Source organism: Mycoplasma sp. 2045, assembly GCF_024582715.1.
In the GTDB taxonomy this organism is placed as follows: domain Bacteria; phylum Bacillota_I; class Bacilli_A; order Mycoplasmatales; family Metamycoplasmataceae; genus Mycoplasmopsis.
Genome location: NZ_CP102083.1, coordinates 395,730 through 420,826, shown reverse-complemented (window position 1 = coordinate 420,826; position 25,097 = coordinate 395,730). Strand labels below are relative to the sequence as shown.

The window sequence follows — 25,097 nt, the reverse complement described above, 5'->3', positions numbered from 1 at the left end:
AGACAGTTTTTATTTTCTGTCTACTTTTCTTGTCCTAGTTTTTTTTTTTTACATATATAATGTAAAATAATTAAAAATTTTTATAATTAAACTTAAATATTTAATGTATATATAACGGTAATTATTAAATTTAATTTAGAATTGTAAATTTAATTATAAATTTTTAATTTAAGAAGAGAGAAGAATATGGCAAATAAAAAATTAATAAAGAAATTTTTAACAATTGGAGTAATAACAAGTCCTTTGTTGCTATTTTTACCATCAGCATTGATAAGAGTTGATAACAAAGAAGCCGAAACAGGTGACTATGACCAAATAAATATTTTTTCAACAACCACAAGAAACGCTAATACAGCAGTAGAAAAATATGAAACAGGTTCATGGAACAAAGAAGTTTGAGGAAAAGTGGATCGAACATGATTTCCAAAGAATGATGACCCTTTAAAACCTGAAACAATTATGGAAATTTATGAAAATGGTCGATGGGTTGAATTACAAAATAGCGCTGGACAAAAAACAATTTGAAATCCAAGTGATGATTCCGCAAACGCTTTAAATCCTAATTTCGTTAAGAAAATTAGACTTAGATACTTGTCGATGAGAGCTTATCAAGACCAAGATTCAATGCTTATTCCCGAGAATTATTTTTCTGGTGGTTTTTGATTTTCTAAAGATATTGTTTTGGCAAGCAACATTGATGTAAAAATTTATGACGCGAGAAAATCAAAATATAAAACAAGCCCTAAATTAGAAAGACACGAAACCGTAACAATTGACCCTTTCTCATTTAGTTATACTAGTCGTACCACTGTTTCTCCTACAGTTATTTCAAACACTACCACTACAGACGGCACAAGCGAAGAAAGCGTTTCAAAACAATTTTCAAGTAGATACAATGCTTTTTACACAGAAAATCCTTTAACAGGAGCAAAAAACACAAGTTGATCTGATAATAGTGATTGGGGAACAACTGATATTGTTCATGATATTTTTAGCTTTAATGGAGCAGCGTTTTTAAACAAATATGCACTATATAAACCTGACAATGGTTTATATAATGATGCTGCAAGTTTTGCTAAATCAGATGGTTGAATCACAATTCGTAATAGTCTTGGTGGTTATTTTTACTTTGCTTCAGGTCGCGGTACACAAGCTAGACCACAAGAAGTGGTATTAGAATTTGATGTTAGATTTAACATAAATTCGGATGGTACGACTACAAACGATTTCAACTCTACAACAAGATCGTTTTTTGGAACAACTCAAGCCTATCGTTATGATAATCAAAGCTTATTGCAAAAATTTTCTATGCAAAAACCTAGTTTTTGAAGAAACACCAATTTGATTATTAAAGAAGAATATGATGATAGAGTTAAAAAATCATTTAATACTTTAGATTTAAACGCCCCACAAGCAGAATTTTATTTAGTTAATACACAACTAAATAGTTCTAAAAATTTAAATGACAGTAATTCAGTTGTAAAAATTAATAGAAACAATATTAGCAACTATTCTGATTTTAGTAAACCTTTTACTAATAAAGCAGTTATTCAAGAATCTATTGATATTGATAACGTTGATTCTGCATCAACCACACCTTCTACTTGACAAGCATCTAACATTGAATTAGTTATTAAACAAGATGAAAAAAGCAAAAAATATTGAAAATTTGCTAATAATAATGGTAGATTCACATTAAGCGACCGTAATAACTTTTCAAGCGAAGCCAACATAAATTCAAACATTGTTTGATCATTAACTGATTATGGTACTGTTATTGCAACAATCAAAGAATCTAAATGACTAACGAATCTTCAAAAAGCACAATTAATGGCAGATTTAGAAAAGCAAATAGATCAAGATTACAACTTACCAGGTGGAACAGGCAAGAGAAATCTTAATGAATGAATTGCTTATGTTAAGGCATATGATGACTTGCAAAAACAAATTGAAGAAAAGTTCTTTGAAACAGTTAATTATGCTTCAAGCGATGAAAAAGTAACAGTTGATGACTATGATGGAACTAAAAAGTTGGATTATTTATTTTCAACTCCTGCTTACAAAAATAATATTGATTCTCGCAAATTTTCTTATTGACAATATGCTGCTTACAAGAGTAATGAATTTAATCAAAGCGAAAAATTATTTGATAGATCAAATGCTCCAACAACTGTTAGCTATAACAATCTTCAATCAACCCTAGCAATTTGAAAAGGAGCGAACTTTGGCACTCCAAATGGTTTAAAAAACTTAAAAGCATTAGAAGATAAAATTAACAATTACGCAGTAATCGCCGATTCTGAATACAACAAACAACAAATTAAAACCTTTATTGAAAAAATTAAAAATAAAGCTTTAAATGATTTTGTAAATATTCAAGTTAAAAATGATCAAGGTCAATCAAGCACAACACTAGCAAACGCTTGAAAAGCAAACTGAAAATATGACTATTTAGGCGATATTCAAAAACTAGAAAAAGCTGTTAGTTTAGCTAATGACATTTACACTAAAACCAAAACATTTAATCAAGAATTAGACACAATCAAAACAAGTGATTTATTTACAGGTGGCAGTACATTAATTGACAAAAATCAAGCTAACACTTCTTATGTTTGAGATGGCCAAAACGCTAGAGAACAATTTAGTAATGTTAATGAACCAGCTTGAACAAAATTAATGAATCAATTAATTGGATCAGACAATGAAAATAATAAAGCAAATAATGTTTTTGCTTCAGAAACTAATTTATTAAGTGCCAACTTAAAACAAAATTACTTAACAGGTTTTAACAACTTAGTTACTTCATTAGACAATATTTTTGGCAATGGTGGTAAATTAGCTGAAGAATTTAAAAAGTATGTTTATATCGATGCTAAGAAATACTACGACATTGCTAACGAATCAAGCGCTTTAACAAATTGATTTGGAAAAATTAGCAAAATAAATGTTGCTGAGACAGAATATGGCAATCGTCATAATTTTGCAACAAATGCCAACCAAGAATTTGTTTTAACTAAACCTGATCAAAACGAAATTAATGGTTACTTATTGCAAATTTCTAATGCAGTTTATAAAGAATCTGCTAGTGCTGTTAAAGCGCAAATTAAATCCTTACAAAACTTATCAGATGCTCAAAAACAAACTTTTAAAGGCGAAATCGACAAATTAATTGATACAAATTTAGATACAAATAAATTAAATGTAGTTTATAAAAATGATAGTGATTTCACTAAAACATTAAACTTAGCTAAAGAACAAAATAGAATTAATGGAATGACTAAAGCATTAGCTTCTGATGAAAATAAATTTGGTTATGATCAAGCTAATAATCAAACAAAATCAAATACCTTGGTTAGAGATGCTCAATTAGTCAAATTCTATCCAATTGATACTTTAACAGACGCAATTGTGGAAATTAAAGCAATAGCTCAAAAAGAGCAATTAGATGATAGCGGTAGAGCAAAATTAAATTTTGTTGTAAAATCAACTAAAAACTTATATAACACAACTATTCAAAGTGATGAAACAACATCTAATTGAATTACTGGTTTTGCTGCTGATAGAGTTCAAGAAAAACAAAGAATCGATGCTTTAAATGCTACATTTGCCCTTAAAACAGCTAAATCGGTATTGGCTCGTGAAATTACTAAAGAAAACTTTGCTCAATATATTGATGTAAATGGAATTAATGATAAAACCGATGAAATTGTTCTTAAAGACAATTCATTTGTTGTTGATGATAAGACTGGAACATTAACTTTTGATTATGTAATTAAGTCAAAAAGAATTAATGATATTGAAACTGAACAAAGACAAGCAACAGTAAACAACTTTAAAACAGAAGTTGAAAGATTAAATGAATTGGTTGCTAATATTAAAAAGAACACATTAACAGTTTCAAACAATTCAATTAGCAATCAAGCAAACAGGTTACCTTCTGAAATTCAAGATAATGAAATTGTTTTTGGTGCTTTAAACAATCAAAATGCATTAGTAAAAATAAACAATATTACTAAAAATGACGAAAACGGCACAATTACAGTTGATTATGCACTTCAATCAAGTATTGCCAACTTAAATGACCAAGTTTCAAGCGATACAAATTCAATTGTTTTAAACGGCTTTTTAACTACTTTAGAAAAGAAAAGACGTGAAGTTTTAGCAAAAATCAACAATAGTCAATTATTGACCAAGCAAGAACAAGCATCATTCTCAAATGAAGCAAACGCACAAGAGCAAACAGTTCAAAAATTAAATCAATTAACAATTAAAGTTGAAAAATATGAAATTGCTAATAAGGTTGCTACAACGTATCTTAATTTAAATGACAATCAAGCTTACAGAATAGCTGATCAAATTAGAAATGCTACTGACAAACAAACTTCCGAGCAAATGTTTAATAATGCTAGTGTTTTAAATGACAAAATGGGCGCTTTGAGCACAACTGTTGTTGATCAATTAAAAGTTTTAACTAATAATGGTTCATTAAATGACAATCAAAATAGTGATGAAAAAACTAATGTTATATATAAATTAGCAAGCGATGACTTAAAACAAGCTTATGATACTGCTTTGTCAGTTGCGCAAGCATTATTAAATAAAAAAACAGGCACAAACGGAGATCTTCAAAAAGTTGAAAAAACATTGAGTGATCTTCATGCCACTTACAATGCTTTAAATGGTAATAACAAAGTTAGTGAATTAAACAATAAAATAGATCAATTAGGTAATTTAAGTGCTAATCAAAAAGCTAAAATTAAAGAATTAATTAACAACGCTTCTTCAGCTAAGCAAGCTGATAAAATTTACCAAGAAGCAGAAAAATTAAATGCCAATCTACAAGCTTTAATTGACAAAATAGCAGAAGCTAAAGCTAAACAAGCTAAAGATATTTATACGAATGATACAAAAGCTAAACACACTGCGTTTGATAAGGCAATTAGCGCAGCAGAAAAAACCTTAAATAACTTTAAACAAGACAATTTTGCCAACATAGATAGTTTAGATAAATTAACGCAAATTAACACAAACGTTGTTAATGAAACAAAAAAATTAAATGATGAAATTGAAAAATTAGATGGCAAAAGACAAATTTTAAGAGATGAAATTAATAACTATGACAATAGTTTATTAATTGATAAACAAAGATTCTTAACACAAATTGAAACTTTGGATCAAAATAATCCAGACCAAAGCAAAGTTGATGAAATACTCAGCTCTGCTTTTGCCGGAGCTAAAGCAAAAGCTAATGAAATTGTAGCTGCTTTAGCAAACTTAAGCAATGATGAACAAACTAAATACAAACAACAACTGGATAATGCTCAAAAAGCAACAATTGCTTCACCAGATGCTAATTTATTAACTATTATTCAAGCTGCTCAGGCAGACAATAATGCTAAAGAACAAGCAATTAAACATATTAAACAATTAAATGATTTAAATCAAGCTCAAAAAGATGCATTAGTTACAGAAATTACCAATTCAAATGTTGATCAAATTGAAGCCATTAAAGAAAAAGCTAATAATTTAGATCAAGCAATGACAAATGCTAAAGTAACCATTTTAAACGAACTAAAATCATTAATAGAAAATGCTAATTTAGAATTAAATGATGATGCTTATTCAGCAGACAAAACTTTAGATAACTATCAATTTGCTTCTCATGATGTTAAAGCTAATTACGATGCTGAATTAGCAAAAATTAAAGAATTATTAAGCCAAAACACAGATAAAGCAACAATTGATCAAGCATTAAAAGAATTAGAAAAAGCTTACAACGCACTTGATGGCGAAGAAAACAAAAACAAAAAAGCTAAAGCAGTTGATAAACTTGATAATTTATCAGAAGATCAAAAAGATAACATTAAAGACTTATTAAATAATGCTACTGATGAAGAAGCTGCACAAAAAATCTTAGAAAAAGCTCAAAAATTAGACTTAGCTCTTGGTGACTTAGAAAAACAAATTACTTCTACAGAAGCTAAAGTTGCAACAAGCATTTATACCAACGATGCGCAAGACAGAAAAGAAGCTGTTGATCAAGCCTTAAAAAATGCTAAAGCTAAATTAGCTGAATTAAAAGCTAAAGATTTAAGCAATGCAACTGCTGATTCATTAAATGATTTAGCTGATGAAGCAAACCAAAGTAAAGAAACCTTAAAAGTCGCCGATGAAGCACTTGATGGCAATAGAGAAGTATTAAGAAATGACATTAGCAATCATTTCCCAAGTCTAAACGAAAACCAAAAAGGCTTATCAATAGCCGAAATTGAAAAATTACCTAAAGTTCCAACACAAGAAGAAACAGAAGCAATTTATGGCAAGGCACTTAAATATGCACAAACTAATGCCAAAGATGAATTAGACAAATTAGACAATTTAAATAAAGCTGAACAAGATACATATATTGCTAAAATTGATGTTACCACATTAGATAAGACAAAAAAAGATTTTGCAATTAATGTTAAAAATCTTTTGGATCAAGCCAAAGCCGATGAAACAGCTAAAATCCAAGCTATTGAAACAATTGATAATTTAACTAACTTGAATCCATCTCAAAAATTAGCCTTAACTCAAGAAGTTAAAAATAACCTAGCAAGTGAAGCTAATAATATTGTTAAAAAAGCTAAAGCAATTGATGACAAAATGAAAGCTTACAAAGATATAGCTGAAGTTAACAAACAATCAACAGATTATGTTGAAGCAGATGAAGATCGTCAAACAAGATACAATAATCAAATTGCAATTAGAGCTGAAGATTTAGGAGCCAACGGCACAAACTTAAGTGCTGAACAAATTGATGCTAAAATTGCTGAATTTAATAGCGCAATTAATGGCTTAAATGGTGATGAAAAAGTTGCTCAAGCTAAAGAAAATGCTATTGCTAAAATCGAAGGCAAAAACCCAGTTTACACTAACTTAACCGCTCAACAAAAAGCAGAAGCAATTGCTAAAATCAATGAAAAAGATAGAGTTGCTGATGTAAATTCTGTTGACGCAAATAATGCTTTGGTTAATGGTACAATGGCTACACTTGGTCAATACTTAAACAACGAAACTCAGATTAAAAACGATATTAATTACACAGGTTCAGAAGAAGATTTAAGAGAAGCATATGATGATGCTATTCAAGCTTTAAAATACTATAAAATAGCTTTAAACGAATCAAGTGATGACACAAAAGACATCTTAAACAATGACAAGATTGAAGAAAAAATCAATGCGGTTCATGAAGCAATTAATAACTTAAATGGTAAAGAACACATTCAAACAGTTAGAGCTGAAGAAATTGCTAAAATTAATGCTTTAGAAAATATTAATGATGCTCAAAAATTAGCTTTAATTGCTAAAGTTGATAAAGCTACAACTCCTGAAGATGTTAGATCTGTAACTGAAGAAGCAGAAGCATTAGATGAAAAAATGGCTGAGCTTAAACAAGCAGTTGCTGACAATCAAGACATACCTAATAGTGTTGATTACAAAAATGCAACTGAAGAAAAAATGCGTGAATTTGATAAAGCATTTAATGATGCAAGCAATTTAGCTGATAAAGAAAATGGAAGTGCTGAATTAAGTATTGACAACACAGATTCATTAATTGAAAAATTAAATGTTGCTGCTCAAAACCTTGACGGCGATGAAAAAATAAATAACAAAAAAGCTGAAGCAAAAAACGTAATTAATAGTCTTGAACATCTTAATGACGCTCAAAAAACAGATTTAATTGAAGAAGTTGATAAAGCTAAATTGTTAGCTAATGTTGATAAAGTGGTTGATAAGGCTCAAACATTAAATAATGCTATGGGTCAATTAAAAGAAACTGCTAAGGCAATTAATGATGAATTAACTCAACCAGATAATCCTAAATATGTCGCAGCTTCTCAAGAACCAAAAGCCAACTATGATGAAGCTAAAACCAAAGTTGATGAATTAATCAGTAAACAAGGTGCAAATGAAGATGTTGCTAAAGTATTAGAATTACAAAAAGCTTTAATTGATGCAAAAAATGCGCTTGACGGTGATAAGAACTTTGAATATGCTAAAGAAAAAGCAATTGAAAAAGTTAATGAAAATAAAAACTTAACTCCTGCTGAAAAACAAGCTTTAATAGATCGAGTTAAAGACTTAGTTATTCCTTCTAATTCGGATAATGCTGATGAAGTTCAAAACTTCAAAGATAATTTAGATAAAATCGTTAATAAAACAAACTTAATTAATGATGTTAAAAACAATGCTAATTTAACAGCTGAACAAAAAGCAGATTTAATCGACGATATTGAAAAAGCTAATGTTGATGATAAATTAAACAGCGAAGATGAAAAAAATTCATATGGTGATACATTAGACAACATTAAAGCTAAAGAAAAAGCTTATGAAAGAATTAACGCCACTGATGACTCTCAATTAAACGCTGAAGATAAAGCAAAATTAAGTGATAATATCAGTCAATTAGACCCTAGAGATAAAACATTCGCTGATCAATTAGCTAATGAAGAACTTAAAGAAAATAAAATTAAAGAAATCAGAAGCAATCCTAATTTAACTGATGATCAAAAATCACAATTAATTGATGAAGTTGCTAACTTGGACAATAAACAAGATGATTTAGAAAATCAAATTGCTGACATTGATCAAAAAGCTAAACTAATTGAAAAAATTCAAACTAATGAACACATTAGCGATGAAGACAAAAACAAATTAGTAAATGAAGTAATTAATGTGCCTCATGATGACAGTAAATTAACTGATAAATTAAATAACATTGAATCTAAATTGAATTTAATTGATCAAATTAAACAAAACCCTAATTTAGATGAAAATACTAAAGAAGCTTTAATTGATCAAGTTCATAATATTCCTAATGATTCTGATGACTTTAACAAACAAGCAGATAATATTTCAGCTAAAGTTAAAGCTATTGAAGAAATTAAAGCAAATGATGAGTTAACTAAAGAAAATAAAGCAAATCTAGTTAATGAAATTATTGACTTAGATAACAATCAAACCAAATCAAGTCTTGATCATCAAATTAGTAATGTTGATAAAAAAGCCGAACTTTACGAACAAATTAACCAATCAGACTTGCCACAAGCTCAAAAAGATGCATTAATTGCTGAATTAGACCCAATTAACGCTAATAGCGAAAATGCTTTAGTAAGCTTTGACAACATCAAAGATCAATTAAATAAATTAAGAAAAATTAATAATGATCAAACTTTAAGTGACAATGATAAAGCTAAATTAGTTAAAGATGTTTTAGCTAACAATCCAATTGAACAAAACTACAATGAAATAGCTAAAAACATTGACAAGAAACAAGAAGCAATTGATCAAGTTAGACAAAATCCTAACTTAACACAAGAACAAAAAGATTCAATTTCTCAAAACATTAGAGAATTAGATGAAACAAGCGATGAATTTGCTAATAAATTAGACAATGAAAAAGCTAGATTAGACTTAATTGATCAATTATATCAAGAGGCTACAGACAACAAAATTTCTGATGAAACCAGAGGTAAATTAATTAGCGAAACATTGAATTTAGCTAATGATTCAAGCTTTATAAATAACTTAAATAACGTTAAAGCTAAAGACAAATTAATTCAACAAGTTAAAGCAAGCGACGTGCTTAATGACACAACCAAAGCGACATTAATCAATAACATTTTAGATAATAATGCTACAAGCACAGAATTTGATAATAAACATAATCAAATTTCTCAATTATATGTTGATGCTGAAGAATTGACTAAAGCTAAAAATGATTTAGTTGATTTAACCAAATCTAAGAAATTTGAAAAATTAACTAAAGCTAAACAAGATGCAATTAATAAAGCAATTGCTGATTCAGATGAAATTTTAAATAATCTTAACTCTCATAACAACGAAGATGTAGTTAAACAAACAACTATTGATAAAAGATTAAAAGAAGCATCACCAATCTTAATCTGACCATACATTGTAGCTGTTTCAGCTGTAACTTGATTAATTGGTATGTTAATCTTTGTATTTGGTAGAAAGAAAAAATAAGAAGTTAATTAACAATTAATAAACAACTAAAATCGATCAGTACTAGATAAAAATAGTGCTGATTTTTTTGTATTTTTTAAAAACCAAAAAATTTCACAAAAACACTTAAAAATTTCATAAATGTAAAACCACCTCAACAACATTGAGGTGTTATTATGTCTAATTAATCCTTCTGTCCACTATTAGTTTCCTGTTTATTTTTGTTTAGAATCTTCACAAGAAGCAACAAATGCCACAGGAATTAATGTCATACCTGAAATTAATGCAATTTTCAAAAAAGTTTTAATTTTTTCACATTTCTTCCATAGGTATATAATATATATATATATATAGGAAAGGTGTGTTATTAAAATGAAGAAAAGTAGAAAAATTTTTCTTTCTTTTGGTGGGGTAATAGCATCATCATTATTTTTAGTTTCAGCTATTAATGCTGCCAATCAGGAAAATTGAAATGAGTTTCAAAGAACGGCAGCTGAAGAATTAAAAACTTTTATTGAACAACAAAAAAAGGGTGATACAACAAGTTGAACTGAAATTGAACAATGAATTGGTAATTTAAAAATGCCTGAAAAGCACAAAACTTCAAGAAAGTATAAAGAAATAATAGATTTTGCAATTGATAAAAATCAATTGCAATCAGTTTATGATTTTTTTATTCAATTACCAAGTTTTAATCAAATTAATGATGAGAATTCTAAAAACAAGTGAATTCAAGAAATTGAAAATTGATTTTTAGATAGATATTATCTATATGCTGATACTTATTATGAAAACAAAAAAGGTTCACTTGAATGAAGATTTATGCCTAACGAAGCCATTACTGATGAAGATCATGCAGCTGAAAATGCAATTGAAGTATTTGATCAAAAAATAAAAGATTTAACAACTTTTAAAACACTTAGTGAATATCGCGGAAGATTTAATACTTTTCAAGAATTTGAAAAGTTTATTTTAGACGAACTTCAAGCAGAATTAAAAAAAGAAGTTTATAATGCTCCACGAGCATATTATGATAATTTTGTAACTATTTTAAAAAATGCAACTGTAGATCCAAATGATTCAAATAATTTAAATAGAAATATTCCACAGGATTTAAGTAATACATTATTGAATTGATTAAAAAATAGTCAAAACTTAAATGCTGATGAAAAAGCTAAGGGTGGAAACCATGACAAAGCTTTGGAATTATTAGGGGATAATGGATTAATTGGAATAAATAACAAAATTGCTGAAATTAGAACCAAATTAGCTACTTATCAAGCAAAAAAAGCTTCTTTTGATTATAAATTTGAACCTGATGAACCTGAAAAAACTGATTTTGATAATGAAAAAGAAAAATTAACAACTCAATTGCAAGAATTACAAAAAAAATTAAATGAATTGAACACAGCTATTAATGGAACAATTAGTAGTACAGGTTGAGACAGGAAGAAACGAAAAATATTAAATTTAACTACTACTAATGAAGAATTAGCAACAGGTTTAAACACTTATATAGTTGCTGAAGATAAATTAGAAGGTTTATTAAAATACAGAGAAAAAGTTGCAGAATTACAAAAAATACTTTCAGATTCTTCATTATCTGATGAGCAAAAAAAACACTATACTGAAAGAATCGATAGTTTGGGTGATAATGCAGATAATTATGCTGAGTTGCAAACTATAGGAGACGAGATCAAAAATTCAATTGAAGCAGATTCAAATGTAGAAGAAATTATAAATAAATTTAGTTTATGAACTAACGAACAACAAAAAGATCCTTATCGTGAACAAATTAAAAACGTTTATAAAGATTCAAATTTGAACGAACAAGCTAAAAGTGCCAAAATTGAACAAATTGAACAACAAATTTTTAGCAAAATGAAAGAAAATGCTAATAATTTAATTGATCAAACTTCTTTAGGAAACACAGAAAAAAACACATATAAAACTTTAATTAATTCTGAAAATATGGATAAAAATATTAATCCATATGATTTCCCTCTACTTAAAACAATTACAAAAGCTAAAATAGATAATTTAGATAGTTTAAATCCAGCACAAAAAGAATATTTTAAAACTAAAATTGATGATTCAAAAACTAATGATGCGACAAAATTAAATGCAATTTTAACTGAAGCAGAAACAGTAAATCAAAAAATGAATGATTATAAAAAAACATTCAAAGATGATTCAAACAGTGATGCAACCAATGTAGCAAAAATTAAGAAAATCACTGATTATACTGAAGCAGATAGTGATAAAAAAACCGCTTTTGATAATGCTTTAGATCAAAGAAACACTGATTTAACAAGTTCAACTGACAATTTAACAATTGAACAAATTAATCAAAAAATTGCAGCTTTAAAACAAGCAAGAGAAGATTTAAATGGTGATGAAAATCTAGCAGAAGCTAAAAAACAAGCAAAAAATAAATTAGATACTGCTTACACATATTTAAATAATGCGCAAAAAGAAGATGCAATTAATAAAATTGAAGCATTAACAACTGTAAATGCTGTTAATAATCAAGATGCTGAAAATAAAAAACTTGACGATGCTATGAAAAGTTATAGTCAAAGTCCAGCTGATATAGAATCAATTAGAACAACTACTGATTATACTCAAGCAGATAATCAAAATACTTTAGAAAATTTAATTACTACTAAAGAAAATGACATTAATAAAACGAGTGGGTCTAATTTAACTTTAGAGCAAGTAAATGGAAAAATTACAGCACTTAATGATGCAGTTACTGCTTTAAATGGTGATGAGAGATTAAAAGCTGCTAAAGATGAAGCGATTAGAAAAATTAATTCTGAATATTCATATTTAACACAAAAACAAAAAGAAAAAGCAATTGAATTAATTAATAGCAAAAATACTATTGAAGATGTTAATAATCAAGATACAACTAATAAGGCTTTAGATTCTTCAATGAAGACTTTAAAAGACTATATTTCTAATCAAGAAAAAGTTACTTCAAGCAATGATTACACTTATACCACTAATGATTTAAGAGCTGCTTATGATGGTAACCCAACTAAAAATAACAATGTAAAAAGTGGTGCGATTAAAGAAGCAGAAGATTTAGTAACTGCTTTAAATACTGAAAACAATTCTGATTTGATGAATAAAGCAACAGTTGACGCTTTAAACGAAAAAATTAAAGCGGCAATTAATGCTTTAAATGGACAAGAACGTTATGAAGCTGAAGTTGCAAGATTAAATGGATTAAATACTGCAACTGCCAAAGTTAAAGATAATATAAAAACAACTGATACAGCAAGCGAAATTTCAAATGATGAAATTGAATTTAATAATGATACTCTTCCAAAAGATGCTAAACCAGTTGACTTAGTTATTTCAAATCCAAATGAAGTAACAGGTAAATTAGAATTAAGTTACAAATATCAATCAACTAAAGAAAATCTTGAAAGTGTTCAATCAAGTAAAACTTATACTTTAAATAATGATGATGCCTTAAGCACTTTAACTGAACAGGAAAGATTAGATCAATTAGTTCAAGATGAAGCTGTTACTAAAACTGTTGATTTTAATGGCACAGATAAAAAATCTTTTGCTGTTAGTGACTTAACTAAAGATAATTTTACAACCTCTATTACTCCAACTAATAATGCTAAAGTAATTATCGATAAAATTGAACCTGATCCAGATGATCCAAGTGGGGCAATTGTAACTTATAAATTAGAATCAACCAAAGATAACTTAGATAATCAAAAAGTTGTTTCAAACAAAAGTTTAACTACTAAAATAACTGGATTTATGACCAGCGAAGAAAAAGAACAAAAAACTATTAATAGCTATAATGCAAGTAATTTTTTAGGCACTCCTGATCCTCTTGCACAAGCATCAGAATTCGTAAATAAATTATCAGAAGTTAATATTGCTTTTGATCGTAATGATAATGTTGATCATTCAAATGAAACCGTTGTGGTTAAATCAATTAAATCTTGAGATGATAGAACTGGAACATTAGTAGCTAATTTTGTGGTGCAAAGTAATAAAAATAGTAAAGTTCTTACTTCAGATCTTAAAACTATAACTATTAATGGCTATATGACTGAAGAGGAAAGATTAAATGATTTATTAAGAAATAGATCTAAAAATTTTGAATTTAATGGTGATAAACCACAAAACAAAACTACTGTAGATGAAGTTGAATTAGCACAATTATCAGGTTACTTAGCAGGATCAAATAATAAAGTTAAATTAATAATTGATGAAATTACTGCAAGAGATAGCCAATACGGCACAGTTACTTTCAAATATCATCTCTTATCTACACGAACAGATATTCCAAATAACGAGATTGTTTCTCAGTCAAGAACTTATTCTTTAAGTCTTTTTCAAACTACTGCTCAGAGAGAAAAAGAAAATGAGAAAGAAACAGAAAATTTAAATGCTAAAGGAATTGATGATTTAGAAATAAATGTAACTAAAAATAAATTAGCTTCTGAATATAATGCTGATGAAATTACTTTAAGTGCCAAAGATTCTAACATTAGTGTAATTGATAAAAAAATTATTGGTTACAATGACATTACTGGTGAAATTAAACTTTCATATAAACTAAAAAGTAATCAAAGCAATGTGGAATCTGATACCAAAGAAATTATTCTTAGTGGCTTTAAAACTGAAAGTCAAAGATTAAATGAACTTTTAAATACTTTAAGTAAAGAAGATATTAGTTTTGATGGAACTAAAAAGGACCAATTACCTTCAGTTGCACCAGCTAATAATAAAAATAATTATGCTTATGATGAAACTAAAAAAACTACCAACAAAGCTAATATAGAAATTAATTCAATTACTCCAAATAATCAAGCTGGAGAAAATACTTTAAATCTCAAATTAATTTCAACTAAAACACAAAATGAATTAGTTTCAAATTGAGAAATTGATAATTTTGTTGCCCCTGAAAGTAATAATAAAAACTCAGTAATTGATGGTTTTAGAACTAAGGAAGAGCAAGATAGAATAGATCGCGATGCAGAAAAAGAACGTTTAAATAATTTAACTGTTGTATTAGATTATGAAGATAAAAATGAAACCTTACCTTCAGATGCAGTTATTAAAAAAGTAATTAAAACTATTAAAGAAACTAATCCAGAAGCTAGAGTTGTAATTGATAATATTGATGCAAGAAATGAAATTGATGGTTCTATTAGAATCCAATACCATTTAGTTTCTGAAAAAAGCGATGAAATTTATCAAGATGTAACTTCAGAGAATAAATATGCACAAATTAATGGCTTTAAGACTGAGCAAATGCGTCTTGATGAAATCATGCAAAACTTAACAATTGAAGCTGGAATTAAAAATATTTCAAGCGACAAATATAATAAATTAAAGGCATCAAAATTATTAAAAGATTTAATTTTAAATAAATTAACAACTAATCAAGATACAAGCTATAACTTAAAAGTAGTAGATAAATCAGCTAATGATAATACAGGTGAAATTAGTTATACTTGACAAATTATTTCTAATAGAGGTGTGGTTAACTCACAAAACTTGGATACTGTAACTTCAAGCGACCAATATAACAAATCAGGTACTTTAAGTGGCTTTAAAACTTTAGAGCAAATTGAAAAAGAAAGATTAGATTCTCTTGATTTTAGTGACAAAGTTGAAAATGGTTTTATTTATCGTATTGATTATCCAAATAAAGCAAATGAACAAGCTTCAAGTTTAACAGATGCAACAACTAATTGAACTTGAGATACATTAAATAAAGATAATTATGAATTCATTAATCAAAAAATTGTTGGTTACAATGATTTAACTGGTGAAATTCGTTTAAGTTTTCAAATTAAATCAACTAAACCAGACTTTGATTCTGTAGTTTCTGATACTAAAGAAATTATTATTACTGGATTTGAAACAGAATTACAAAGATTAAATAAATTAGTTGATACTAATCCATATAATATTTCATTAAATAACACTGTTAATAAAGAAAATAAAAAAGCTTCAACTTTAAATAAAGATGATTTTAGTGCTTCAATTAAAGAAAATGCTAACAATACAAGCGATCATAGCTCTGATTTACTTCTAACAGATGCTAATGATAATACAGGTCAAATTGGAGTTAAATACAAATTAATTTCAAATAGACAAGTAAATACTGATCAAACTGATTTGAAAAAATTAGTAAGCAATTGAAAAGAAACATTCAATGAACAAAAAGTAATTTCTAAAGAATCAACTCCTGTTAATTTCACTGGCTTCTTAACTAATATCGAAGAAGAGAAAAGAAGAATTGAAAACTTCTTACCAAAAATTGTGCTTGATTTTGCAAATCGTGATCAATACTTACCACTTTATAATAAAAATGATGTAATTGATTCAAAAGTAATTGTTAAATTAAACAATGATGAAACTTTAGAACAAAATCACATTAAAGTTAAAGAAGATTCATTAACTATTACCGAACGTGATGATCGTGAAGGATATATCAAAGTAACTTATACCTTGCAATCAACTAAACCAGGTTTAGAAGGTGCAGAAATTATTGTTAATGAAACAAGAAGTGCTAATACTAATAAATTAAGTGGTTTTAAAACTGAATTACAAAGATTAGAAGATCTAGTTTTTGATTTTAATAACAGTGTTAGTGATAAAAATAAAAAACAAGCTTCAGATACTACAATTACTATCAGTAATTTAAATAAAAATGATGCTAAAACCACAAATATTAGAATTAGTAATAAAACCCGTGATGAAAGAAATGGTACTTTAAGCGGTACTTATAGCATTTATTCAACAAGAGACGGTTTAAATGACATTCATGTTGATGATAAAGAATTCACTATTAACGGATTTTTAACTGAACAAGAAAGAATTAATAATTTATTAGCTGATGATACAGTTCAAGCCCATGTTGAATATAAATTAGATAATCAAGCTAAAATTTTACCTTCAGAATTATTAGCTAATAAAGATGAAGTATTAAATAATCTAAGTACATATTTTGATATGAACTTAGATAATGAAGCGATTAATCAAGCTAATTTAAAAATTATTGAGTTAAGTGCTGATGATACCAATGGCTCAATTACCTTTAAATATAAAATTGCTTCGACTAAAGAAAACTTCCCTGATATTGAATCAGAAAACTTCAAAACTATTACTTTAAGTGGTTTCTTAAATGAATTAGACAAGTATAAAAAAGAAGCTAAGAAAACTATTGATGCATTACAAAACATCTCAGAAACACAAAAAGCTGCTGCTAAAGCTAAAGTTGAAAAACAAAACACAATTGACAATGTAAATAACATTGTTTCAAATACAACAGCAGTTGATGACGCTCTAGGAACAATTAAAGACATTGCCCCAGTTAAAGAAAAAGTTCAATTCAAAGAAGCTGATGCAGACAAACAAAATGCATTAACTAAAGCGTTAGATAATTTAGCTTCATTAGAAAGCAAAGAAGACTTCCAGAACGCTGTAGAAAACTTACAAGACAAAGTACAAGCTCTTAAAGATGCTCACAAAGCATTAAATGGAGATTCAAACTTAGCAAAAGCTAAAGCAGATGCTATTGCTGCTATTGATAAGTTAAGTTACTTATCAGAAGCACAAAAAGATGCTGCTAAAACTGATATTAATGCTAAAGAAGCTATTGTAGATGTAAATAACATTGTAAACAATGCTACTTTAATGAATAATGCTAAAGAAGCTCTAGATAAAGCTTCTAAAGCACAAAAAACAATTGCTTACACAGAAGCTTCAGAACAACCAAAAACTAACTTTGATGAAGCTAAAGCTAATGTAGAAGCAATTAAAGATATTACTAACTTTAATGAGCCAGTAGATAATATCGTTGATTTAACAAATAAATTAAACAATGCAATTGCTGCTCTTGATGGAAGTGTAAGCTTAGATGCTGCTAAAGAAGAAGCTCTTAAAGAACTTGCTAAACTTTCATACTTATCGGATTCAGAAAAATCCAAAGCTTCTGAAGCTATTAAAAACGCTACAGATGCTGAATCATTAGCTAAAGCAATTTCAGATGCTAATGCTCTTAATAAAACTAACTATGATGCAAAAGTAAGTGAATTAGATAACTTAACTAATGAATACTTACAAAGTACATATGGGACAGCTAAATCAAATAAATTAAGAGAAAAAATGGAAGAAGCATTAGCAAAATTTGCTGCTAAATCATTTGAAGATACAAATGGTGCAGAAGCTATTGCTAAATCTAAAAACTTACTTAGTTTAGTTGATTACATCACAACAGATGTATCAAAACCTAAATTTAATACATCATCAGAAGCTTCATCATTAAGCAATATTGACCAGTTCTCAAAAGCTTTAAATGATAATAATTACTTTAACATTGCTACAAAAGATAAATCACAAATTAAAGCTGATGATGTTAAAAACTTAAAACAAATTATTTCTAATATTGCAAAGATTAACAACTTAAACGTACTTACAACAGCGATTGTAAAATCATTAAAAGAAACATCACCAATCTTAATCTGACCATACTTTGTAGCTGCTTCAGCTGTAACTTGATTAATTGGTATGTTAATCTTTGTATTTGGTAGAAAGAAATAAGAATTTAACTAAGTTTAATAAACAATCAAAATCAATCAGTACTAGATAAAAATAGTGCTGATTTTTTTGTATTTTTTAAAAATCTAAAAATTTCATAAATGTAAAATTTAAGGTAAAATATGTAAAAAATTGCATTTTTGTAAAAAAAAAAAAAAAAAGATGCTTCAAAGTTGATTTTTATGATATTTATAAGTATAATTAATATGAATATTTGACTTATAAAAAGAAAAGAATAAAATAAGTGCTTTTCTAGCTTAAAAATTAATATTTTTAGCTTCCTTAAGTATTTATTGAAAAAGGAAATTTTATGAACTTAAAAAACAAGAAAAAATGAATTCTTTTACCTTTAAGCGCAGGAGTTACAGCTCCAATTGCTTTACTTACAACAGTAAGTGCAACAACTGAAACTGTAACAACTACAAATCCTGAAACTGATACTCTTGAAGGAAGAACGAAATTCAATGATACAAAGAATGAAGCAGTTAAATCACTTAACGACTTATCATTCTTATCAGATGAACCATATCCATATGATTCAGAAAAATTCAAAGCTTCTGAAGCTATTAAATCTGCTAAATCAATTGAAGAACTACAAAAAGCTATTGAAGATGCTAAAGCTTTAAACAAAGCTAACTATGATGAACAAGTATCTGAGTTAGAAAGCTTAACAAACCAATACTTAGCAAGTACATATGGAACTGAAAAAGCAAATGCTTTAAGAAAACAAATTGAAAATAAAATTGCTATGTTCAATTCAAAATCATACAAAGAAGAATCTGGAGAAAAAGCAGTTGCTAAAGCTCAAAACTTACTTGACTTAGTTGACTACTTAACATCAAAAGTTTCAGAATACAAATTTAATAAAACAGCTAAACAATTAGATTTAGCTAACTTAAATGAGTTTAAAAAATTATTAACAACATACGATTACTTCAACATTCAACTTAAAGACAGAAGCGACATAAAATCAGATGATGTTAAAAATATGAAACAATTAGCTCTTGATGTTTCAAAAATCAAAGATCTTAATGTTTTAACAACTGCTGTTAAAAAATCATTAGTTAACAGAGTTCCACGCTTAGTATGACCATATGTTGTTGCTGGTTCATTAATTGCCTTCTTAAGTGGTATTTTCATTGCGACTGCTGCTAGAAGAAAAAACAAAAACAAATAATGATTTAATTTAAATAAAATTCAGTATCACTAACATGGTACTGTTTTTTTATACTCTAATATGCAAAATTATGCAAAAATTGTAAAAAAAATAAAAAACAGTCAAACTAAACTAGGACAAGAAAAGTAGACAGAAAATAAAAAATGTCTACTTTTTGTTTACAATAAGAGAAAGGATTTTACAAATGGCTAAACAATTGAAACATTATGAATGATTAGATCTATTCAAATGAATAGAAAATTGAGAATACACAAATGAATATGAATACAAATTTGCATCTTATATTTCAGAAAAATATAATAAGGATTACTTTAAAGAAAATGTTAGACGTAGAATTTGAAATAAATTTAGAGAATATCAAAAAGACGAAAATGTAATATTTTCAAAAACAGGAACAGCCCCTAAAAAAGGGAAGGGTTCTGGAAGACCTAAAAAGAAACCTATTGAAACGGATGATTCAATGATTGAAGAAATGACTGATGAACAAAAGAATGAATTCATAAAAATTATGATTGAAATTTTCAGAGATAATAAAATGGAAATTGATTGAAGCAAAATCAAGAAATCATCTTCTGTTACAAATAAACAATTTATATATTTTTTAGGAATACCAAAATCTACTTTTTATAAGAAAATTTCGCAATTAGATAAAGAAGTCTCTCAAAAGACTGAAAATGAAGAATTACATTCAATTGTCAAAAAGGCCTTTTATGAAAATAAAGGTCGTTTTGGTCGTTGAAGATTGAGCATTTATATACTAAAAGTATATAAAATAGACATAAATTACAGAACATTAGGAAGAATAATGAACAAATTAAATCTAATTTGTGTAGTTAGACCAAAACGAAAAGTCAGAGAAATCAAGAATACAAATGTTAAGATTAAAGATCTTGTAAATAGAGATTACAACGGAATTACAAATAATATTATTGCAACAGATGTTTCATATATAAAAGCACCAAATGATATAGATGAAAATCACGTTTATCTTTCAGTTGCAATACATCATAAAACAAAGAAAATTTTGAATTGAAACTTATCAAGAAGAAATGATACAGATTTAGTTATTTCACACATCAAGGATATCAAGTTTAAAAAACCTTGAATTCTTCATTCAGATCACGGATTTCAATATTCATCATCTAAATATCTTGATGTAGTTGCAAAAAACAATGGAAATGTATCTATGGGTAGGGTCGGAAATTCATTGGATAATAGGGAAGTTGAATATTTCTTTTCAAACATCAAATCTGAGTGTTTAAACTTTGTAAATTACAAAACAATTTGCTTTGATAAACTCAAAAACATTATTAAAGATTACATCGAATGATATAACAATGAAAGATTTCAATCTGTTTTAAATTGAAAAACACCTCAACAATCTTGAGATGCTTTGAGTTTTTTATAAATTGTCTATAAGACTTGTCCTAGTTTAAACTGATTAATTTAACTGTTTATATGATTTGTAAGGTAATTAGTTTTTCTTTGCTAATTTAGCTTTGATGTGATTGTTAGGGTTAAATTTAACAAATTTGTAAAGTTTGTAGAATTCAAATGAAATTGTAAGCACAAATCCAAGCAATAATGGAATTAATCAGTAAACAACTGAGTATGATGCTTTTAAATCAATTAATTTTGCATCATTTACAAACTCAACAATATCAACATTTCCAAACACTGAAGCAAGTCCAGGGATGAATGCTGAAGCAACAACACAGATAAAGCTAAATGCTGAAGCTAAGTAAACTAAGTAGTATTTTTTAATGTTTGTTACAAAAATGCTTTTTGAAGACATTAGGTTAAGTGAGTTAATACTTGAACCAATACCTAATGTAATGAATGTAGCAGAAGATGTGAGTTTTACAAATCATTCACCTTTAATACCTTGTGATTGAGCATATAGCCCAACAAATAAGTATGAAAGTAATGATACAAGTCCTAAGATTGAACTTTGGATAATCAAACTAATACCCATTCCATTTGCGAAGATACTATCATTTTTATTAAATGGTTTACGTTTCATAACATCTTCTTCATTTGGTACCATTCCAAGTGCAATAGCAGGAAGTCCGTGTGTAAGAAGGTTAATTCATAATAATTGTGCAGCTGTAAGAACAATAAATTCAGCTGTATTGATTGCATCTTTAAAAATAAATCTAAAGATGAATAAACCAAATAACATAACAATAATTTCTGTTAATGAAGAAATAAGTAAGTTTAAGATAACTGTTTTAATTCTGTCGAATGTTTCTCTACCACTTTTTACAGCATGCACAATGGTGTTAAAGTTGTCATCAGTTAAAATAACATCAGCAGCTTGTTTAGAAACATCTGTTCCTGTAATTCCCATTGCACAACCAACGTCGGCTGCTTTAAGAGCAGGAGCATCATTAACACCGTCTCCTGTCATAGCAACAACTTGATTGTGTGCTTGTCAAGCTTTAACAATACGTAATTTATCAGATGGATTTACACGAGCATATACAGAAATGTTTTTAACTTGTTCTAATAATTGTTCATCACTCATTTCTGCTAATTGTTTTCCATCAATTGCAATATCTCCATCTTTGAAAATTGATAAGCTTTTTGCAATTGAAATAGCAGTTGTTAAGTGATCACCTGTAATCATAACTGTTTTAATTCCAGCTGCAGTAGCTTCTTCAATTGAAGCTTTAACTGAAGCTCTAGGTGGATCAATCATTCCAATTAATCCTAAGAATACTAAATCATTTTCATCTTCAACACTAATTGAAGTTGTATCAGGTTTCATTTTTTTGTATCCAACAGCAATAACTCTGATTGAATCGTTTGATCATTGTTCATTGATGTGTGAATATTCATCAGCTTTGTTTTTTGATTTAGCTAAGATTACATCAGGAGCACCTTTTGTAATCATTACTCTACCACCTTCAGGTGTTTCGATTAATACTGACATTGTTTTTCTGTCACTATCAAATGGAAGTGAAGAAATCTTTTTGTATCTAGAATAGAAACTATCTTTTGAATTGTTATTTTCAAGTCCAAATCTTAAGATAGCTGTTTCAGTAGGGTCTCCAACTTCGTTGTAACCATTTTCAAGTTTTGTAACTTCTGCATCACAACAAGCAACAAATGATGCTAATGTTTGTGATTTAGCTAAGTTTTTATTATTTGGATCAGCTGCTTCAAAGAATTTAACAACTGTCATTTTGTTTTCAGTTAATGTTCCTGTTTTGTCTGAACAAATAATCGATGTAGAACCTAATGTTTCAACAACAGGGAATGCTTTGATAATTGCATTTTGTTTTGTCATTCTTGAAACACCTATTGCTAAAAGAACTGTTGTGAAAGTAATTAACCCCTCAGGAATTGCAGCTACTGCAAGTGAAATACCAATAACAACAGCGTTTGAGTACACTTGAGGTTCATCTCAAGTGTTTGAAATTGTGTTTGTTAAAACAATTTGTAAGATTGTTGTTAAGAACAATAATACAACACCAGCAATTCCGAAGATTTTACTTAATTTGTTTAATTTAATTTGTAATGGCGAAAGTTGAACTTCTTGTTCTTGGATAGATGAGTTGATCTTTCCGATTTCTGTGTTAGCACCAATTGCTTTTACAAGTGCGATCGCTCTACCATTTACAACATATGTACTTGAGTAAATTTGATTGTATCTATCACCTAATGGTAAAGATTCAATGTTTTCAATAGTTCCAACTTTTTTATCTACAGCAAGCGATTCACCAGTTAATGATGATTCAACTACACTAAGTGAGTAAGATTCAACTAATTCAGCATCAGCAGAGATGTAATCTCCAGCTTCAACTACAATTAAATCACCAATTGTAACTTGTGATGATGGAATAACAACTGTTTTTCCATCTCTTATAACTTTAGCCATAAGCTCATTAGATTTAGCTAATGCAGCTACAGCTTGATCACTCTTGATTTCCTGATAAGTTCCAAGCATAGAGTTAAGTGCTACAACTACTAAAATGATGAATGGTTCAATATATGCAATAACGATTTCACTAGTTGTTTTTAATCTACCATCAACGTGTTCTCAAATAGTAACACCAAAACTAAATGCAGCAGCAATTAAAAGAATGATGATCATAAAATCTTTAAATTGATTTAAGAAAATTAAAAAGATATTCTTTTTCTTTTTAGTTTCAATTGTGTTTAAACCAAATTGTTGATTTCTTTTAAGTGCTTCCTCAGAACTTAAACCAAGTTTTAAATCAGTTTGTGTTAAGTTTTCCATTTTTTCTCCTTTCTTATTTAATTTAACTTATAAATAAGTTAAATAATTATACCTTTTGTTTCCTATTTGCTAAATTTAATATTTTGAAGCTACAAAATACAAAAACCACTAGGACATAGACTCAAAAGTCTTTAACTAGTGGTCAATTATTAAGTGTATTTTCCTGCTTTATTTAGATTTTGATAATCCTGATAAATCTAAATTTAAAGCAATTTATTCTTCTTCTTCGTTCTTGAAGTTATTAAATAAATTATCTAGATCTAATGGTGACATTGAAAATTCTTCATCGTCTTCATATGAATCATAGTCATATGTTGAATATGGTTCATTGAATCTATTTATTAAATAAGCTCCATCGTCATTAAAAATAGAGTATCTAATATTATTAGAATGTAAGTAGTTTTCTAATGTAGTTTTTAAAATACCAGTACCTTTACCAGTGATGAACATAATTTGATCAACTTTACCAGTTTTATAATCAAACAAATTGTTTGTAATTACAATTAGTGCCTCTTCAGCTAATAAACCGTGTAAATCAACTACTCTCATACTCTAATTTTAATTCCTGCGTTTTTCATTATGTCTAGAGCAAAGTTGTGGAATTTATCTCCATTATGTTCTGGAGCATCATATGTATCAGTTGCATTTGAATAAACTATGACTTTTTTATCTGAATTTATTTTATTCAAGTAAATTTTTAAACTTAAAGCAAGTTGCATAACACAAATATCTGTGCAACAGCCCACAAGCACAAATTCATCATATTGATCTCATAAGTTCATTGGAATATCGTAAAAACCATTTGTAGTATTTTTATAATAAACTTTTTGAACATATTCTTGTAATTCAGGAACTATTTGTGATTCTTTATCATTGGCTAAACAATGAATTGGATAAGTTTTCATTTCCAAGTCATCTTCAGAGTGATGGTCGCATATGAAAATATTATGCTCATAGTTTTGCAACATATCTTCTATAGTAGGAATAATGTTATTTATTCTACTTGAAGATAATTTTCCTTCTTTAGCAAAACCGTTAAGCATATCTATTACTATTAATAAACTTTTTTTATTCATC

The 25,097-nt window shown here is 27.8% G+C and carries 7 protein-coding genes; 4 read left to right on the top strand and 3 right to left on the bottom strand.

The window, feature by feature from the left end; all coding sequences use genetic code 4:
* The first annotated feature begins 186 nt into the window (after positions 1–186).
* The 4 genes from NPA13_RS01780 to NPA13_RS01765 all read left to right on the top strand — a co-directional run bounded on the left by NPA13_RS01780 (position 187) and on the right by NPA13_RS01765 (position 21,182).
* Positions 187–10,029, top strand: a complete 9,843-nt coding sequence (locus NPA13_RS01780; protein ID WP_257088650.1) for a lipoprotein 17-related variable surface protein — start codon at positions 187–189, stop codon at positions 10,027–10,029.
* 351 nt (positions 10,030–10,380) lie between these two features.
* Entirely contained in the window at positions 10,381–18,600 is an 8,220-nt protein-coding gene (locus NPA13_RS01775) for a lipoprotein 17-related variable surface protein (protein ID WP_257088648.1), read from the top strand.
* A 307-nt stretch (positions 18,601–18,907) separates the two neighbouring features.
* Positions 18,908–19,774 carry a DUF515 domain-containing protein gene (locus NPA13_RS01770; RefSeq protein WP_257088646.1) on the top strand — a complete coding sequence of 289 codons (867 nt, stop codon included), beginning with the start codon at positions 18,908–18,910 and terminating at the stop codon, positions 19,772–19,774.
* A 184-nt stretch (positions 19,775–19,958) separates the two neighbouring features.
* Positions 19,959–21,182, top strand: a complete 1,224-nt coding sequence (locus NPA13_RS01765; protein WP_257088644.1) for an IS3 family transposase — start codon at positions 19,959–19,961, stop codon at positions 21,180–21,182.
* A 66-nt stretch (positions 21,183–21,248) separates the two neighbouring features.
* Here NPA13_RS01765 and NPA13_RS01760 read toward each other — a convergent pair whose 3' ends face one another.
* The 3 genes from NPA13_RS01760 to NPA13_RS01750 all read right to left on the bottom strand — a co-directional run bounded on the left by NPA13_RS01760 (position 21,249) and on the right by NPA13_RS01750 (position 25,096).
* Entirely contained in the window at positions 21,249–24,020 is a 2,772-nt protein-coding gene (locus tag NPA13_RS01760) for a cation-translocating P-type ATPase (RefSeq protein ID WP_257088642.1), read from the bottom strand.
* 213 nt (positions 24,021–24,233) lie between these two features.
* On the bottom strand, positions 24,234–24,569 hold the full coding sequence (locus tag NPA13_RS01755; RefSeq protein WP_257088640.1) for a Smr/MutS family protein: 336 nt from the start codon (positions 24,567–24,569) through the stop codon (positions 24,234–24,236).
* Complete coding sequence (locus NPA13_RS01750) at positions 24,560–25,096, bottom strand: isochorismatase family cysteine hydrolase (protein WP_257088638.1); 537 nt, start codon at positions 25,094–25,096, stop codon at positions 24,560–24,562. The genes NPA13_RS01755 and NPA13_RS01750 overlap by 10 nt, the downstream gene beginning before the upstream one ends.
* Between the last annotated feature and the right edge of the window lies 1 nt (position 25,097).